The sequence below is a fragment of the Nitratidesulfovibrio liaohensis genome, from assembly GCF_011682075.1.
Classification (GTDB): domain Bacteria; phylum Desulfobacterota; class Desulfovibrionia; order Desulfovibrionales; family Desulfovibrionaceae; genus Cupidesulfovibrio; species Cupidesulfovibrio liaohensis.
The window spans coordinates 1-17619 of the sequence record NZ_VSMK01000330.1; the positions used below are offsets into that span (position 1 = coordinate 1).

The 17619-nt window shown below is 64.7% G+C and carries 15 protein-coding genes; 4 read left to right on the forward strand and 11 right to left on the reverse strand.

What is annotated here, in order from left to right:
* Nucleotides 1-206: 206 nt before the first annotated feature.
* The 4 genes from FVW27_RS11420 to FVW27_RS11435 form a co-directional block, all read right to left on the reverse strand.
* Nucleotides 207-878 (reverse strand): lactate utilization protein, encoded by a 672-nt coding sequence (locus tag FVW27_RS11420; RefSeq protein WP_167125248.1) that lies wholly within the window; start codon nucleotides 876-878, stop codon nucleotides 207-209.
* A gap of 244 nt (nucleotides 879-1122) precedes the next feature.
* Nucleotides 1123-2442 carry a histone deacetylase family protein gene (locus FVW27_RS11425; RefSeq protein ID WP_167125250.1) on the reverse strand — a complete coding sequence of 440 codons (1320 nt, stop codon included), beginning with the start codon at nucleotides 2440-2442 and terminating at the stop codon, nucleotides 1123-1125.
* Between the two features lie 64 nt (nucleotides 2443-2506).
* The gene (gene tmk, locus FVW27_RS11430) at nucleotides 2507-3154 is read right to left on the reverse strand and encodes a dTMP kinase (RefSeq protein WP_167125252.1); all 648 of its coding nucleotides are present in this window, start codon (nucleotides 3152-3154) and stop codon (nucleotides 2507-2509) included.
* A gap of 58 nt (nucleotides 3155-3212) precedes the next feature.
* Nucleotides 3213-4307, reverse strand: a complete 1095-nt coding sequence (locus FVW27_RS11435; protein WP_167125254.1) for a 3'-5' exoribonuclease YhaM family protein — start codon at nucleotides 4305-4307, stop codon at nucleotides 3213-3215.
* Between the two features lie 385 nt (nucleotides 4308-4692).
* Here FVW27_RS11435 and surE point away from each other — a divergent pair, with 385 nt between their 5' ends.
* On the forward strand, nucleotides 4693-5502 hold the full coding sequence (surE, locus tag FVW27_RS11440; protein ID WP_167125256.1) for a 5'/3'-nucleotidase SurE: 810 nt from the start codon (nucleotides 4693-4695) through the stop codon (nucleotides 5500-5502).
* Nucleotides 5503-5783: 281 nt separating this feature from the next.
* Complete coding sequence (locus FVW27_RS11445; RefSeq protein WP_167125258.1) at nucleotides 5784-6860, forward strand: hypothetical protein; 1077 nt, start codon at nucleotides 5784-5786, stop codon at nucleotides 6858-6860.
* A gap of 135 nt (nucleotides 6861-6995) precedes the next feature.
* Here FVW27_RS11445 and FVW27_RS11450 read toward each other — a convergent pair whose 3' ends face one another.
* From FVW27_RS11450 to FVW27_RS11475, 6 genes are all read right to left on the reverse strand, one after another.
* Nucleotides 6996-8297: a tetratricopeptide repeat protein gene (locus FVW27_RS11450; RefSeq protein ID WP_167125260.1), complete on the reverse strand. Its 1302-nt coding sequence runs from the start codon at nucleotides 8295-8297 to the stop codon at nucleotides 6996-6998.
* Between the two features lie 70 nt (nucleotides 8298-8367).
* Nucleotides 8368-8955, reverse strand: a complete 588-nt coding sequence (locus FVW27_RS11455) for an adenylyl-sulfate kinase (RefSeq protein WP_167125262.1) — start codon at nucleotides 8953-8955, stop codon at nucleotides 8368-8370.
* Between the two features lie 3 nt (nucleotides 8956-8958).
* Nucleotides 8959-9723 carry a class I SAM-dependent methyltransferase gene (locus FVW27_RS11460; RefSeq protein WP_167125264.1) on the reverse strand — a complete coding sequence of 255 codons (765 nt, stop codon included), beginning with the start codon at nucleotides 9721-9723 and terminating at the stop codon, nucleotides 8959-8961.
* Nucleotides 9724-9794: 71 nt separating this feature from the next.
* Nucleotides 9795-10586: a phosphocholine cytidylyltransferase family protein gene (locus FVW27_RS11465; RefSeq protein ID WP_167125266.1), complete on the reverse strand. Its 792-nt coding sequence runs from the start codon at nucleotides 10584-10586 to the stop codon at nucleotides 9795-9797.
* Nucleotides 10583-11206 (reverse strand): gamma-glutamyl-gamma-aminobutyrate hydrolase family protein, encoded by a 624-nt coding sequence (locus FVW27_RS11470; RefSeq protein ID WP_167125268.1) that lies wholly within the window; start codon nucleotides 11204-11206, stop codon nucleotides 10583-10585. The genes FVW27_RS11465 and FVW27_RS11470 overlap by 4 nt, the downstream gene beginning before the upstream one ends.
* Nucleotides 11207-11213: 7 nt before the next feature.
* Nucleotides 11214-13658, reverse strand: a complete 2445-nt coding sequence (locus FVW27_RS11475; RefSeq protein WP_167125270.1) for a PEP/pyruvate-binding domain-containing protein — start codon at nucleotides 13656-13658, stop codon at nucleotides 11214-11216.
* A 622-nt stretch (nucleotides 13659-14280) separates the two neighbouring features.
* On the opposite strand from FVW27_RS11475, the gene fba reads away from it, so the two are divergent.
* The gene (gene fba, locus FVW27_RS11480; RefSeq protein WP_167125272.1) at nucleotides 14281-15204 is read left to right on the forward strand and encodes a class II fructose-1,6-bisphosphate aldolase; all 924 of its coding nucleotides are present in this window, start codon (nucleotides 14281-14283) and stop codon (nucleotides 15202-15204) included.
* Between the two features lie 21 nt (nucleotides 15205-15225).
* Nucleotides 15226-16224 carry a type I glyceraldehyde-3-phosphate dehydrogenase gene (gap, locus tag FVW27_RS11485; RefSeq protein WP_167125274.1) on the forward strand — a complete coding sequence of 333 codons (999 nt, stop codon included), beginning with the start codon at nucleotides 15226-15228 and terminating at the stop codon, nucleotides 16222-16224.
* Nucleotides 16225-16455: 231 nt separating this feature from the next.
* Here gap and FVW27_RS11490 read toward each other — a convergent pair.
* On the reverse strand, nucleotides 16456-17619 hold a 1164-nt coding region (locus FVW27_RS11490; RefSeq protein ID WP_167125276.1), incomplete at its 5' end, for an L-serine ammonia-lyase.

The window sequence follows — 17619 nt, forward strand, 5'->3', positions numbered from 1 at the left end:
CGGGCCGCCAACTGCCGGGGACGCCGCGCGCCCCGGTCCGGCCCGTGTCGGCCCTGCCTGGGGCGCATCGCGCTGCCGTTGTCGATGGCTGCGCCGCTCCGGGTCATCCGACGAGGTGAGTCGCCCCAACATGCCGGAAACAGACGCGCAAGGGAATGGGGGCGGCGTGTTTTTCCGCCCCCTTGAATGCACAATCCGGGGATGGGCTACAGCCCGGTGTCCTCGTTGATGAGAACCACGTGGATGCGCTTGGCCGGGAAGGCCTTTTCCGTGATGGTCCAGACGTTACAGATGCGGTCGGGGCTCTTGCAGTCCATGCATTCCGCCACCTTGGTGCACGGGGTCTTCTTGGCCAGGCGGATGGCGTTGGTGGGCGCGGAGAATTCCTTGATGCGGCGCATGCCGTCCTCCACGCTGTCCACCACCTTGTTGCGGCCCACGAACAGCACCACTTTCCTGGGGCCGAAGTTGATGCCGCCCACGCGGTTGCCGATCATGTCCAGGTTCACCAGTTTGCCGTCCACGGTAAGGGCGTTGGTGCTGGACAGGAACAGGTCCACCAGCAGGGCCTGGCGGCGCAGTTCGTACATTTCCGCCGCGGGCAGCTTGTAGTTCATGGTATCCAGCAGTTCGATGGAATCCATGGCGCGCAGGGCCTCGGGCACGCCGCTCTTGCCGATGCTCATGGAACCGCCGAAGGACACGGTTTTGGCGCCGGATGCGGGCAGGATGTCTTGCAGGAAAATGCGGGCAGCGTCGGCCAGGTTTTCGGCCATGGACACCTCGAAGTTGTTGGCTTCAAGGGCTTCCTTGGTGGTGGCCAGGCGGATGGTCCAGAAGGTGTCCACAGGATTTGGGGTAGCGACGGTCTTGCTCATGGTATTTCTCCGGAAGGATGTACTTTCTATTTTTATCTGTCGATTGAGAGCGGGGCGGCACGAGTAGGATTTTTGTTCTCTGCCAAGGAAGAATGGTTTTTTATGAAGGGAGTGCGGCAGCCGTTAGGCGAGCCTGCGAGCCTTACGGATGGCGACCGCAGAGCGCACTTTTGTGGTATTCGACCGGAATAAAAAACCATTCTGACGCAGGCAGGGGACAAAAAGACACTCGTGCCGCCCCGCTCTAAAACCCGTAACGCGTGTACCGCTTGGCCTTGCGGTCAATACACTGCACGTAGCGGTAGTTGCCCTTCAGGTGGGCTTCCTCCAGCAGACGGCGGCCAATGCCCGCGCACCTGTCGCAGGCGCTGATGGGAATTTCGATGCCCACGCTGAGCGGGTTCACCGTGGACCAGGTTTCTATCTTCACCGTGCCCGAGCAGTCCGGGCACAGCAGCACCGACTCCACCTGGCTCTCGCTGATGCCATCGGTATCGTAGTAGATGTCCTTGGTGCGCACCCACCAGTCGCCGGAGCGTTCGCCCTGCTTGGGCAGGGCCGGGGGCTTGCGCCACACCTTCAGCATCTCGTCGCACAGCCGCTCGATGTACGCGGTCACCTGGTCCGACTGGGCAATGGCCGCCGGGTCGAATTCCGGCTCGCGCACCCCGTCGAAGTCCAGCCCGGCCATGGCCAGACAGATGCCCAGGTTGACGTACGGCAGCGCGCCCTGGATGGCGTAGCCGCCTTCCAGCACGGCGATGTCGGGGTTCAGCCGCCTGTTCAGCATGGCGTAGCCCCGCGCCGAAAAGTTCATGTTGGTGATGGGGTCGGAAAAGTGATTGTCCTGCCCGGCGGAATTGATGACGAGGTCGGGCTTGAAGTCTTCCAGCACCGGCAGCACCAGGTTGTCGATGACGTGCAGGAAGCCCTTGTCCGACGTGCCGGGCGGCAGCGGGATGTTCAGGGTGCGGCCCATGGCGTTGGGGCCGCCCAGTTCATGCGGAAAGCCGGTGCCGGGGTACAGGGTGCGGCCATCCTGATGCAGCGAGATGAACAGGGTGTCGCGGTCGTTCCAGTAGATGTCCTGCGTGCCGTCGCCGTGGTGGCAGTCGGTGTCCACGATGGCCACGCGCAACGGGCCGTAGTGCTCGCGGATGTGTTCGAGCATCACGGCTTCGATGTTGATGTTGCAGAACCCCCGGTTGCCATGCACCACCTTCATGGCGTGGTGGCCCGGCGGGCGCACCAGCGCGAAGGCCTTTTCCTCTTCCTTCTCCATCACCAGCCGGGCGGCGGTGATGGCCCCCCCGGCGGAGATGAGGTGCGACTTGGTGCACACGCTCTCCACGCCGGGAATGCAGAAGTGCACGCGCTCCACGTCTTCGCGGGTGGCGATTTCCGGCTTGTATTCGGTGATGCCCGCAATGTCGAACAGCCCTTCCTCGCGCAGTTGGTCCTGCGTGTAGAGCAGCCGTTCCTCCCGTTCCGGGTGGGTGGCGCTGATGGCCCAGTCGAAGGCCGGAAAGAAGATGATGCCCAGCCGGTTCTTTGCTTCCAGCATGGGGATATCCTTCGCGGGGCTTGCCCGCTGTTATGTGTAGCCCGCCGTCATGCGCGGTCCGTCGTCATGAACGCGCCGGGGCCGACAAGGCGGACCGCACGGCGCCCATGACGTCCTCGAACACCTCGTCGGGCGTGCGGGTGGCATCCACCACCCGGAACCGCGCCGGATGCAGCGCGGCCCACGTCAGATAGCCTTCGCGCACCCGGGCGTGAAAGGCAAGGTGCTCCGCCTCGAACCGCCCTTCGGAAACGCTGGTGCCCTCGCGCAGGTTGCGGGTCATGGCCCGGCGCAGGCCTTCTTCCGGCGGCAGGTCGAACACCAGGGTCAGGTCGGGCCACAGCCCGCCCACGGCCATGTCGTTCAGTTCGCGCAGCCGTTCCGGATCCAGCCCGCGCCCGTAGCCCTGATAGACCACGGTGGAGTCGGCGTACCGGTCGGACAGCACCACCACGCCTTCGGCCAGGGCCGGGCGGATCACCTGCCCCACGTGCTGGGCGCGGTCGGCCAGGTACAGGAACAGTTCCGCCTCGGGCACGATGTCGTCGTTGGAAAGGTCCAGCAGGATGGAGCGCAGCGTACGCCCCAAGCGGCTGCCGCCCGGCTCGCGCGTCAGCAGCACCCCGTGCCCCGCGTCCAGCAGCGCCTGCTGCACGCGATTCAGGGCCGTGCTCTTGCCGGAGCCTTCCATTCCTTCAAAGGTGATGAACATTGCGGATTCCTGAAAAAATACACCGTGTTGATGGGCGAAAGCGCACCGCCGCCGTGGTCTACAGCAACGATGCCTGCACGCTCTGCGGCCCGGTCTTGCCAGCATCATCCGCCCCGTCCGTGGCCGCCTTGCCGCCGCCCTTGTGTGTGCCCCCCTCTTTGCGACCGGGGCGCGCCGGACGAGGTTCCTCGGGCGAGCGGGCCGGACGGTACAGAAAGCGCCCCAGCGTAGGCTGGAACGGCGTCCAGCCGGTGGCGTCCTCTTCGTGGTTGGCGAACAGCCCCCTAAACTGGGCCATCTTGGCGTCCAGGTTGTCCGCGTAGTGCAGGGCCATGGCTTCCGCCGTCTTGGGCCGCCGGGGCGAGCCGAATTCGTATTCGCCGTGGTGGCTGAGGATCAGGTGCTTGAAATGGGTCACCAGTTCCGGCGCAAGGCCGGACTTGCGCAGGTGCGGCTCGATGCGTTCCAGCCCGATATGGATGTGCCCCAGCAGGCGTCCTTCGTCGGAATAGTCGTTGGCAAGGCCGCCCGTTAGCTCCCATACCTTGCCGATGTCGTGGAACAGCGCCCCGGCCAGCAGGGCCTGGCGGTCCAGTTCCGGATAGTGGTCGGCAATGCGCAGGGCCAGCCCGGCCACGGACAGCATGTGCTCCACAAGGCCGCCCACGTAGGCATGGTGCACCGACTTGGCGGCGGGCGCGGCCAGCAGGCGCGGGGTGATGTCCTCGTCGCGCAGCACGGCCAGCACGAACTTGCGCCACGGCGCGTGGGTGAATTCCGCCTTGCACAGGGCGATCAGTTCATCCAGCATCTCCTGCGCGGGGCGCGGACTGGCGGGCAGGAACAGGCCAAGGTCCAACCCGGCCTGCTCGACATCGTCCAGCACGCGCAGGCGGCCTATGGTCACTTCCACCTTGTCGCGGTAGGTGCCGGAGCGGCCTTCCACGTCCACGATCTGCCCGGCGGCCAGGTCCGGATAGGCCTGGCTCTGGGGGCTCCAGATCTTGGCCTCCATGCTGCCGGTGGCGTCGCGCAGTTCCAGCCGCCAGAAGGGGCCGTTGCGCGACTGTTGCAGGGTAGCCGAACCGAGCAGGAACAGCCCGCTCACCTCGTCGTTGGCGGCGATATCTCGTATGGTTTGTCTTTTTTCCATGTGCGTCGTAAGGAAGCGGCCATGCCCGATGCCCCGAATGCGCCGGTTACACCGGAAACGCCGGGGCGCGGACGGAAGAAATGCCCGCGCGGGGACGGCCAATTTGCCGCAAGGTGCCTGCTTTTCGGCCACGTTGTCAATGTGCGGGGATACCGGATACGCACAGGTGCGCGCACGCACGCTGCCCCTACGGGGCATGGCCGAACATGGGCGAAGCATGGCAGACAAGCATCGCGCCTCTGTCCGCACGCCTGCCGGTAGACACCAGCCTGTCATCGCGACGCCGCCATTTCCGGGCAGCCTATGCACCACGGCACGGAAACATCACGCAACAGCATCACGGGGCGCGCCCGAGCACGCCGCCCAAGAGAAAGGACAATACCTCATGATCATCGCCCTGACCAACGACGACGGCATCCAGGCCCCCGGCCTGCGCGCCATGTACAAGGCCCTGCTGGACGCCGGGCACGAGGTGCACGTGGTGGCCCCGGTCACCGAACAGTCCGCCGTGGGCCACGCCGTGACCATCAGCCTGCCCCTGCGCGTGAAGGAATTCCGCGAAAACGGCTTTCGCGGGCGCGGGGTGTACGGTACCCCCACCGACTGCGTGAAGCTGGGCCTGTCGTGCCTGCTGGACAAGAAGCCCGACGTGGTGGTGTCCGGCATCAACGCCGGGGCCAACGTGGGGCCGGACATCCTGTACTCCGGCACGGTGTCCGCCGCCACCGAGGCGGCGCACATGGGGTACCCCGCCCTGGCCGTTTCGTACGATTCGTTCCGGCCCGCCGACCTTTCCGGCCAGGCCGCCCACGCCGCCGGGCTGCTGGCCGCGCTGGACTGGAATGCCCTGCCTGCCCGTTGCGTGGTGAACCTGAACTACCCCGCCCTGCCCATGCCCGAGGTGAAAGGCGTGCGCGCCTGCCCCCAGACCCGCGCGGTGTGGAAGGACTGGTACGACCACCGCACGGATCCGCGCGGCGGCTCGTACTGGTGGCTGAACGGCGTCATTCCGCCGGAAACCGTGGCCCCCGGCACCGACCGCGCCCTGCTGACCGAAGGGTGGATCACCCTTACCCCGCTGCGCTTCGACTTCACCGACCACGCGGCCATGGACGTGCTGGCCAGAGTGCAGGACGACGGAGTCAGTGACCAGGCAAACGCTCAACTCGGCGGCCAGACCGACGGCGAGATATAGCAGCGCACGCCGCCTCGTTGACCGCGCCACGTATCGCCGGATGGGCACCTGTTCGAATGCGGACGACACACGCACGGCAGCATGAGAATCAAAACGGACGCGCCAGAACGCCATGAACCGAAGGGGGCGGCAACTCATTGCTTCCCTGCCTGCTGACGCGTGCCGTTCGGGCAACCCGACGAAATCCGCATCACGGGCTGCCCGCTGCCCAGACCGCTCTGGTATTGACCCCCGGCGCAGATAAGGCCAAAAGCAATACATACTTCAAGAACAGGTGCGTCATGACCATAGAGAAAATTGCAATGCCTGTGTCCTCCACAGTCCTGCACAAGTATTATCCAATAATCAAATTCATACCTCGCGAATTCATTGACATCATTACCATCGGGAAAACTTCAGAATGTATGGTGCGTTTGGCACAAGAAGGCTATAGTGTCATACCTGCTTCGCGCAAGATAGATATTTCTCCATACGCCATGGGCCTGTACACCAGCGAGCAGTGGGAATGGGTAGATGACAGCAAAAGACCAAAGAAGAAACTTCTGATCGACCACGCTTCACTTGAAGCTACACAATATGATTTCGACCATGAAATTGTCATCTGTGAAAAATTCACCCATAACGGAAACGCAAACTGCGATACAATATATACTGGCCTTTTTCAGTTCGACAATGACGCGCTCAATTTGTATATAAACAACAAGAAAATACTACGCGATACCATCCTGAAGGAATACGGCTTCAAGGATACATCACTCCCATTAGTTGTGTGCTTTACAACAATAATGGATGACCACCATGAACTTGTAGAACCGCTCATAGAAATTTCACGGCATACGAATCTTATCGTCAAGGCGTATGCGTGGCATACTGAATTGCAAGAAAAAATATCCAAGGCAGGCGTCACCACGTTCGGAATGCGCGATTTCAGACATATTGACCCGCGTCTTGCCGCCGATTGCTTCCTCACATCATACTCCACAACGGCACTCATGACGGCTGTCATGCTTGGGCAAAACATCACCGTATACCACACAACGCGCGAATTCGACATCGGGCGTACAAACACATACTATGAACGTGGCGTTTTTCAGCACCCACTCTTTCCACGTTGCCGAGACCTTGAGGCCCGACTGGGCTCCATCCCCATTACAGATGTCGGCGCCCTTCTGCGCAACCTTCAGGAAACGATGCGCTCGCAAAACTACAAGGACAGACTGAAGGCATTGCAGGACGAAACCTACGGGCGCTATCACATCGTCAACGCCCCCGCCATGACGGCCATGGAAGTGCTTTCCGTATTCAGGCGAGGACGCTTCTCCGGTGTGCTCGGCGATACAGACAGCCCCGCCGCGTAGCCTCCACGCCTTGCACACGGGTCCGGCATCGATAGGTCGAAAGAACAGCCGGGTGACCGCGTTCCGCGGTCACCCGGCTGTTCTTTCGACACGTCGTGCCCACCCTTTCGGATGGCAACCGCATGGCGCATGCAACTACGATGCACGCCCGCCATCCAGCAGGGAAAGCAGCAGTTCCGCCGTTCGTCGCGCACCGTGGCGCACATCGCTGCGGCCCAGTACGCTCAGGCGGATGGCCTCATTCCTTGCCGGATACTCCGTGTCCTCCAACAGCGCATCAAGATGCCGCAGCAGAGTCGGCACGTCCTCTATGGAGCACGACCCGCCCAACCCAGCAATGACAGCCCGGCCCCATGGATTGGCGCCGGGCCTGACGGTGCCGCGTGGATGCAGCTTTTGGCGGTCCCGGCTGCCTTCGCAGTACTCTCTCTCCTGCTCTGTGTGGTAGGCCAGCACCCGCTGCCCGGCCAGAAACACCGAAAGCAGCGTGGACCCCGCCAGCCCGCACAGGACGCAATCGGCGGCCATGCGCAGCTCGTTGCCGCCTGCCCCCGAGCGCGTCCAGTCCAGCACCCGCCCCATGTCCAGCGCCGCGTAGCGCTCCACGTCGTCCGGAAACGGTTTCAGCACCACCAGGCCGCCCTGCGGGTGCAGGGCGTCGGCCAGCCCGCGCAGGCCTTCGGCCACCTCGTGGCAATTGTCCAGCGCCGAGGCATAGCAGACAACCAGCGGCCCGCCCCGGTCTTCTTGCTCCAGATCGTCCATGACCCGTGCGCGCAACGCAGCCCTGTCCTCGTGCATCAGGCGCAGCATCTCTTCAGTGAACTGGTACGGCCCGGTGAACAGACACTGCTGCCAAGGGGCCTGGGCTTGCTGCTGCAACGCCAGCGCCTCGAAGGGATAGATGCAGTGGCTCTGGTATGGATGCCCCGCCCCGCCAGTATAGGCGGTGGTATGCGGCAGATACACCGCCACGGGGGGCAGCAGATCATCTGGCCCGGCAATGGGGAAATGCATCTGGATGGCGTGGTCCGCCACCACCATGGCATATCGCCACCACTCCGGACGGGGAACATGCTTGCAGGGCCCAAAGCCAAGCGCAAGCAACTCTTCGCGGGCGGCGCCATCGACCCCCCAGCCGTCATCGCCGGTATCCACATCCACGCGATCCGGGGGCAGCAGACGCAACAACGGAAGATAGTATGAAAGAAAGTACCCCCGGATGACGAACAGCATCCTCCCGTTGCAGCCGTCCTCTGCATGGCGGCGGGCCGCCTCCGCCCGGTGCGCCTGTGCCAGCAGCGACGCAATGCCCGTCTGGTCCGGCATGGCCTGCCAGGCCCGCAGGAACAGGCGCTTGGCCCTGTCCGGCTCCCCCTTGTGCAGGTGCAGCATTCCCAAGCGGCACAACGCCTCCACGTCGGCAATGCGACTCACGCCACGCTCCTCGTCGTCTTGCAGCCCCGGCATGCACTGCCCCATTCCGCGTGCCCGTACACCCCGCCCATCATGCGCCCCCCGTGCCGGATGCCGTGCCGGGGGGCGCGTCGCGCCCTCCCGGCAACTCCGCCATATCGGACAAATCCAGCATTTCCAGTACAGTGCGCGCGCAGGTCCCGACATCCCCGTGTTCGCCAAAGCGCAGGGTCAGATGCGGTTCGCGCGGCACCTCCACCATGCGCTCGCAAGCCATGTCCCGCACCTGACCGTTGGCAGCGGCGGCATAGAGGCCTTTGGGGTCCCGCCTGCGGCGTTCCTCCTCCGGCACGTCGAGCCATACTTCGAGATATCCGGGCAGGTGCTCTCGGTTCCAGGCATGCAGATCGTGGAACAGGCTGATGGTTGCGACCACCACGGTAACCCCTTGCAAGGCCAGCATGCGCGCCATGCGCGCATAGGTGAAGGCAAGGCGCTGCCTGCTTTCCCGGTCAAAGCCACACCGGGCCGCATCCAGCACCTCGCGCAGTTCGTCGCCGTCCAGCAATACTGCGCGTTCCCCCAGGCAAGGCATGAGAGCCCGTGCCAGAGTGGTCTTGCCCGCGCCGGAAAACCCGGTGATCCAGATGACCCTGCCGCCGGAGTGCCGTGCCGTCATCGCCTAGGCCTTGCGGGCTATCCACGCCCGGGTGGTGTATTCGGCCTTGATGTGCTGCAATCCCGCCGTCTGTTCCCTGATGTAGTCCATGAAGTCGGAAAACCTTTCCTCGCCGGCCTGAACCCGAACGTCATTCACTGACTGCCACAAGCCTATATAGTGCTCTGGCGTCTGCAATTCCGTATGCCTTCCCTCAACATACAGAACATCTTCGAACGTGCCGCACGAAGCAAGGCGATCAAGAAGCGTATCGCAAAATTCGGACCGTCCTGACGAAACACGCTTCATGGATGGCACAAGATTCTTGAGATGCTCCTCTATGCGCACAAGCAACGGGTTGGATTCATACCTGCGCGTATTCCACAAAGCCATGAACAGACCACCCGTTTTCAGCACGCGAGAGAACTCTGCCACGGCACGGTCGAAATCAGGCCAATGAAATGAAGACGCCATGCACGCGAAATCAAACGCGTCCGCAGGCAACCCCGTATCCTCGGCAGAACCGGCATGCCAGGCGATGCTGTAAGCTCCGTTCTGGCGTATGCCTTCGATGCGCATGGCTTCGTTGGGTTCCACCGCCGTCATGTTGACGCCGCGCTGCGCCAGCATGCGCGTCCAGATGCCAGTACCGGCTCCCGCGTCCACCCCCCGCAATTGCGAAGGCTCTTTGCGCAGGAGCCCGAGAAAGGCGTCGAGCACGAAAGGAGAATATCCGGGACGGTACCGGGCGTAATTATCCGCAAGATTCGTGAAGTCACCGTGCTGCATGTCGTTCCTCGAAATTGTTGCTCGTATTTTCCCGTAAGGGCTGGTCACTCCGTACAATCAAAGCCGTATGGCTACCGCCAGTCGTGGCTCCAGCCGGGCGCTGCCAGCGCGCTCCGGTAGCGCTCAAGATCGTCGCCGCTGTCCGTTTCGCACCAGCGCCCCGCCACGGGCACGGCGCCCACCGGGGTGCCGTCGCCCAACAGCAGGCGCAGAAAGCCCGTCATGTCCGTTCGCGCCACCGCGTCGCCTAGCCGGGCGCAACGTTCTCTCACCATCCGCCAGCCTTCCCGGCTGACCTTGATGAGCCCCATGTACTGCCCGCAGATGTCGTCCAGCGAACCCGGCTTGCCGCCGATCTCCGCAAGCCGCCCCCCTTCCTGCCGGAAGGTTTCCGCATCCAGCAGCGGGTCGCCGAAGCGCAGCCGCCACAGGGGTTCCCAAAGCGTGTCATAGGTGATGGCGACATGGTCGGGGTGCGCCAGCAAGGCGGCCACATGGCCGGGGTGGTAGACGATGTCCGAATAGGAGATGACGGCCTGCCCGGCGCCCTGGTCGAACTGACGCTCCAGCCATGGCGCGGCGCACAGCAGGGTGGAGAGCATGTTGGTCCGCGCCCAGTCGGGATTTTCGAGCGAGGCGTAGGCACCGGCGGGCATGCCCTGCGCCTCCGGTTCCAGCATGTGTCCCAGGTAGCCGCCCACCACGAGCAGCGGCGCGGCCCCGCCAGTGCGCAGGGCATCGATCTGCCAGTGCAGCAGGGGGCGCCCCGCGAGTTCGGTGAGACACTTGGGGCGGTCCCCGGTAAGTCCCTTCATGCGGGACCCGCGCCCCGCCGCCAGGATAAGGCCCACGGCGTAATTCATAGCTGCTCCGGCGCGAACAGGCGTTGCATCAACGCCACATCGCAAGCCCCGTAAGGATGTTCTCGTTCGGGATGCCACAGCACGCCGACCACGCGGCGCCCCGGCAGGTGAAATGCCTCCACCGTGCCATCCGGGGCCAGGGCGGCGGATGCAAGCCCGGGCGCCAGCATGTCGCGGTCCAGCACCAGCCGGTGGTACGAATTCACGTCTTCCGGCGTCCAGTCCTGCCGTTCGGTCAGAGGATGTCGCGTTCCTGCGTGCACCGCGCCGTCGGTTGCGCGCGTGGAGCCCCCCAGCATGCGGTTGATGACCTGCGCGCCCCGGCATACCCCAAGGACAGGGATGTCCCGCGCCATGGCCCAGCGGAACAGGGCCGCCTCGGTGGCGTCCCGCTCGGGAAAGACGCCCCAGTCATCGCCGCCGGTCAGCACAAGGCCGTTGACGGCAAAGGCATCGGCCAGACGCACGGCGTCATCGCCCGCATTGGGCATGGGCAGCCACGCCGCGCCCGGCAGGGCCACGGCAAGAAACCGCCCCCAGTCCTGGGCAAGGGCATCGCGGCGTTCGGCGTGGCCGGGCGCCTCGGTCACGCGCATGGTCAGCGCAAGGCGTACATTCACGTGTGGCTCACAGAGGTTGCAGGGTGCAGGCGCCAGCATCGAGCAGGGCCGACTGGGCCGAGGTGACCTGTTCGAACAGCAGTTCACCGACCCCGATGGCCGCAGGCAGGCCGTATTCGGCGCAGCGGATGGCCATGTGCGAATTGGTGCCGCCGAACATGGTGACCAGCCCGGCGATACCGCGCGAGAAGATCCAGTCGAAGCCGGGGTCCGCGTTCTCGATGCACACCAGCCGCCCGGCAATGTCCGCCGAACAGGGCGAATCGGGGTACAGGCGCGCCAGCGGCGCTTCCGTGCGGCCGTGCCCGATGAAGTTGGGCGCGCTGCGATGCTGCGGAACCACGTACACGTCGCGCGCGGAACGGATGATGTACCCAAGCTTGATGCTGCGCCCGAGGTTGAACAGTTCGCGCCCCTTGTCGGCCAGTTCGCGGAAATAGCCGGGGGCATCGCGCAGCAGGGAATGCGACGCCCATTCCATGACGTCGCGCACCTCGAGGTGGGACAGATCGTCGCGTGAAAGCCCCAGCCTGTCACCCCACAGGGCGAGCAGTTCCAGCATGTCCGAAAGGTTGCGCGTAAAGATGAATTTCGCCAGTTCGCGCCCGGCAATGCTGCGGCGGGCGTACTCCAGCAGGCCCTCCGGCTGGGTATTGCCGAAATGCGCCTCGTGCAGGAGCGAGGCGATGTTGTTGTATTCCTGAGGGGTAAGCGCAAACGGGGCCTCCGCTTCCACCATGGACACGGGGCTGGAATCCGAGAACAGCCCGTCGCGGTCCGCGTAGCGGGGGGAAAGGATGTCGTAGCTGCAGGGCCGCAGATGCCCGTAGCGGGCCAGAAACGTTTCCCTGTCCATGCCGCTGCGGCACACGGACATGAGGTCGTGCGACATCTCGCCCGAAACGGTTCGGATGGTAGTCTTGAACGCCGCCAGCCGTTCGGGCGCCAGCGCGCCCCGCTCCACCGTGGATCGCAGCAAGGATTCGGCAATGAACGCATGCCGGGCCAGGATGGAAAACGGCAACGTGCCGAACAGGCGGCATTCCTCGGCCAGCAACACCAACTGGGGCAACGGCTTCATGCCCTGCGCAAGGGCGTCCGCCGATATCCTGCCGCGCGCTGCCTGCCTGTTGCGCAGTTCCGTGATCGCCTCGTACGCCCAATCCATCGATGAGCGTTGGCCCGATTCCAGGCAGTGCGCAGTCAGCCCGTGCAGCGCCGCCCGAAATTCCTCGCGCCTGGCGCGGGTGAGCAGCCCCGGATAACGTTCGTCCAGATGTTTGTCGAAGCAGAAATCCAGCGCGGTCTGGGCCACCTGAAACTCCACCTTGTCGTGGAATTGCGGGTGGGTGTCCAGCCTGTCCAGCCATGCCCCCACGAGGGTTTCGGCCGTGACCCCGTCGAGCCCGGCGGGAAGAAAGGAATTGAAACTGATGCGCACGTCGATGAACGGGCGCCCCGCCACCATGAGCATCAGCTCTTCGGGGGGCATCTGGCGGTACCCCATGAATTCGCGGGCCTGGCTCCACACCCTGCGGGTAATGAGTTCGCGGTACAGCGAGCTTGCCAGCAGGCGGGGGGTGACGCCGATCATTTCCGCCGGGTTCCAGTCGGGCATCACGCCCAGAATGGTACGCTGCCCGAAAAGGCCAGGCCACTGCCCCACCCTTTCCGAAATGAAGTCCACCACAAAGCCGATCTTGGCGCGCACCTGTCCGTCGGCACCGGCTATCCAGCGGGCCTGCGTGCAGATTGGCCGCACCTGCAACAGGTGCAGCACCCCCGCCCCGTCGAGGCAGAATTCCATGTCCAGTTCATCGTGCCCGCACAGGGCCTCAACCCTGCGCGCCAGCGCGATGAACGAACGCAGTCTGCGCGAATCCCAGTGTTCGTCTTCCGCGTCGCGAAAGACGAACACCGTCTTGCTGACGTTGCGCCCGCCCGTGATGGCGTCGGCCTGGCCCGATTCGTCGTAGTTGACCACGTAGTACGGCGCGCCGTCGGCATGGACGCGCGTCATCATGACGCCGCTGACGACGATGCCTTCGACCATGGGCTGCACCAGCACCTGGTCGTCAGGATCCGCGAGATCGGCGGGGCCGGGGGGAGTTGCGGAGTCGGGGGGGCCATAGGAGGCAATGACGGTCTCCACGGCAGCGGCAAGGGCATCCCGGTCATCGGCCGGAACGTCCAGCACGGACGTGAAGGCCCCCGCGCCGGAGCTTTCCCGGCTATCCTCGCGGCGGCACGAACTGCGCACGGCAAGCCTGGCGCCGGGAAAGGACCGCCCCAGCAGGGCAAGCGTCGCTTCCCGCGCGGCCAGCCACTCGCCCACGCGAAAGGAGCGCAGGGGCGGTATGTGCAGATCGTCATACGCGGAAAGCCACTCCAGGGTGTCGGCCTTGGAAGTGAACGGCAGTACACCGCCCCTTGTGTCTTCACGATAGCTCACTACGCACCTCGCACCATGCTCATCGTCGTTGCCCCAACCAGCCCGGAAGGCCCGCTCCGTGCAAAAAGCACGGCACGTGCATGCCGCCTGGCCCAAGCCGTCGTGTTACCGACACGACTTTACGCAGCTTTGCAAAGTGCATTCCACGTTTACATATTACCGCCCCGATCCCTGCCACCGCGGAAATCGCCTGCGCGCCCGGAAGGCAGCCCCGGCCCCTGCACGCGCCATACCGGCATGATTTGCCGACTTCGGCGTGCCGCCAGACCCCGTTCCGTAACGGTGCGCCTTCTCCGGCGGCGGGGTTCCGAGCCGCGCCATTCCCGCCCCCGCACGTTCCTTGTTATCCCTTTTGCGCGAAGGACGGACCGCCTTGCGCGGTCCATCTTTATTTTTTCCACGGATTCTGGTATTTTTCCCGCGCCTTCGTCGAGAGGCCACACCCGCCCCCTGCGCCATGGCATCATGCGTGGCTGCGTCTTCACGGAGGGACCTTCCGAAGGCATGCCCGGATCGCGCGCGCCACTCCCGCAGGGACCCTCCGGCGGGACGCGGCCGACGAACTCATTTCCACCGCCGGACCAGCAGGCATCACGCCCGTCCGGCGCAGCAGGAGGAACCCATGCCGCTGACCGGTCCCAAGCAGATGTTCGAGCGGGCCTACAAGGAAGGGTACGCCATCGGCGCCTTCAACGTGAACAACATGGAGATCATCCAGGGCATCATGCAGGCGGCCGGCGAAGAGCAGGCCCCGCTGATCCTTCAGGTTTCCGCCGGTGCCCGCAAGTATGCCGGGCAGAACTACATCGTGAAGCTCATCGAGGCGGCCCTGATGGACACCGACCTGCCGGTGGTGCTGCATCTGGACCACGGCCAGGACTTCAACATCTGCAAGGACTGCATCGACGGCGGCTTCACTTCGGTCATGTACGACGGTTCGCACCTGCCGTACGAAGAGAACATCGCCGTCACCAGACAGGTGGTGGAATACGCCCACGCGCGAGGCGTGTGGGTGGAAGCGGAACTGGGCCAGTTGGCGGGCGTGGAGGACGAGGTGTCGGCGGAACATTCGGTGTACACCGATCCCGACCAGGCCGTGGACTTCGTGAAGCGCACCGGCTGCGATTCGCTGGCCATCGCCATCGGCACCAGCCACGGGGCCTACAAGTTCACGGGCGAGGCCAAGCTGGACTTCGCGCGGCTGGAAAAGATCACCAGCATGCTGCCCGGCTACCCGCTGGTGCTGCATGGCGCGTCCAGCGTGCCGCAGGAATTCGTGGACATGGCCAACACCTACGGCGGCAAGGTGGGCGGCGCCAAGGGCGTGCCCGAAGACCTGCTGCGCAAGGCGGCCACCTACGGCGTGTGCAAGATCAACATCGACACCGACATCCGCCTGGCCATGACCGCCACCATTCGCAAGCATTTCATGGAAAAGCCGGCTGACTTCGACCCGCGCGCGTACCTGAAGCCCGCGCGCGACGCCGTGAAGAACATGGTGCAGCACAAGATTCGCAACGTGCTGGGCTGCTCGAACAAGATCTAACCGTCTCAGGGGAACGGACTCATGATCAAGCTTGGGATGAACGGGTTCGGTCGCATCGGCCGCTACCTCGTCAGACTGCTGGCCGATACCGACGACCTTGGCGTGGTGGCCATCAATGCCCGCGCCGACAACGCCTCTCTGGCCCGCCTGTTCAAGTACGATTCGTGCCACGGCACCTTCCGGGGCGAAGTGGCCCACGACGATGCCGGGCTGATCGTCAACGGCCGCCACATTGCCGTCACCCGTGAACGGGCGGGCGAATGGAAGTGGAAGGACCTCGGCATCGACATCTCGGTGGAAACCACCGGCACGATCAAGGATCGCGCGGGCCTTGCGCAGCACCTGGCCTGCGGCGCGAAGAAGTCGGTCATCAGCGCCCCGGCCAAGGATGCCGACGTCACCGTGGTCATGGGCGTGAACCATGGCGACTACGACCCGGCGAAGCACGATGTGATCTCCGCCGCCTCGTGCACCACCAACTGCCTGGCCCCCGCCGCCAAGACCATCCACGAGGCGTTCGGCATCAAGCACGGCCTGATGACCACGGTGCACTCGTACACCATGAGCCAGCGCATCCTGGACGGTTCGCACAAGGACCCGCGCCGCGCCCGCGCCGCCGCGCTGTCCATGATTCCCACCACCACCGGGGCGGCCAAGGCCACCACGCTGGTCATTCCCGCGCTTGTCGGCAAGCTGGACGGCATGGCCGTGCGCGTGCCCACCCCCAACGTGTCGCTGGTGGACCTGACCTGCGAACTGGAACGCCCCACCAGCGTCGAAGAAGTGAACGCCCTGCTGAAGGCCGCGGCCGAGGGACCGCTGCTGGGCAACATGGGCTACACCGAAGAGCCGCTGGTGTCCGTGGACTACATGGGCTCCACCCACGGCGGCGTGGTGGATGCGCTGTGCACCAGTGTCATTGATGGCACCATGCTGAAGCTGATCATCTGGTACGACAACGAGGCGGGCTTCACCAACCAGCTCGTCCGGCTGCTGCGCATGGTCGGCAAGGGCCTGTAGGCCTGTCGCAAAATTGTCCTTTTGCCCGCTGGCGTCGTCAAACTTCGCCTGCCATGTCGGTCGAATACAATAAGAGTATACTCCCTCATGGCTGGCTCGTTTTCCTCGCCAGCGAACAAAAACCCTAATTTTGCGAACAGCCCTTAGACTGCTGCCAGCAGCGTGAATAAAAGCGGCGTCCATCCTTCAGGGGATGGACGCCGCTCTCTTTCATATATCCCAAAAAGCCGGTCAGCACTCCACCACGCTGACCGCAAGCCCGCCGGACGACGTTTCCTTGAACTTGGCGTTCATGTCGCGCCCTATCTCGGCCATGGCCGCGATGACGCTGTCCAGCGTCACCCGGTGGTGGCGCGGGTCTTCGCAGGTGGCCAGCAGGCAGGCGTTGTAGGCCTTCACCGCGCCTACGGCGTTGCGCTCGATGCAGGGAATCTGCACGTAGCCGCCCACCGGGTCGCAGGTCAGCCCCAAATGATGTTCCAGCGCAATTTCCGCCGCGTTCTCCACCACGTGCACCGGGTTGCCGCGCGCGTGGGCCAGCATGGCGGCAGCCATGGCCGACGCCACGCCCACCTCGCCCTGGCAGCCCATCTCGGCCCCGGCGATGCCCGCGTTGTGCTTGGCCAGGAATCCCACCGCCGCCGATGCCAGCACCCCTTCACGCACGGCCCGGTCGCCGATGGCAAGGTCGTGGCGCATGGCATAGAGCAGCGCGGGCATCACCCCGGCCGCGCCGCAGGTGGGGGCGGTGACGATGACCCCGCCCGCCGCGTTTTCCTCTGCGGCGGCGAAGGCGTAGGCGTTCAGCCGCCCCAGGAAGGAATCCACCGCGTTGGGCAGGCGTTGGGCGCGCATCAGCAGCACGCGGGCCTTGCGGTGCACCCCCAGGGTGCCGGGCAGCGGGCCGCCGTCCTCGATGCCTCGCCGCACACTGGCTTCCATCAGTTCGATGATGGCGGCCAGCCGGTCCAGGATGGCGGCACGGCCCATGCCCGTAACCGCCATCTCGTTCTCCAGGATCAGTTCGTGGATGGTGAGGCCGGTTTCCACCAGCCGCGCGCGCAGTTGCGCCATGCTGCGGTACGGGTGCGCGGGCCTGCCACGCTCTTCGGGCTGCCATCCCTTCCACTGGATGAACCCGCCGCCCACGGAATAGTACTCGCGCTCGCACAGCACTGCGCCATGCGTGTCCAGCAGTTCCATGACCAGCGTGTTGCTGAAGGGATGGGCGTGCTGCACCGCATCGCGCAGCACCGTGCCTTCGGCAAGCACCAGGGCTGCCGGCCCAAGGCGCAGGGTGCGTTCCCCTTCCGGCAGCGCGGGCAGCGATTCCAACAACCCCGGCGGGCAGGTGGCGGGCCGATGCCCCAGCAGCCCGGCCAGCACCGCGCCGGT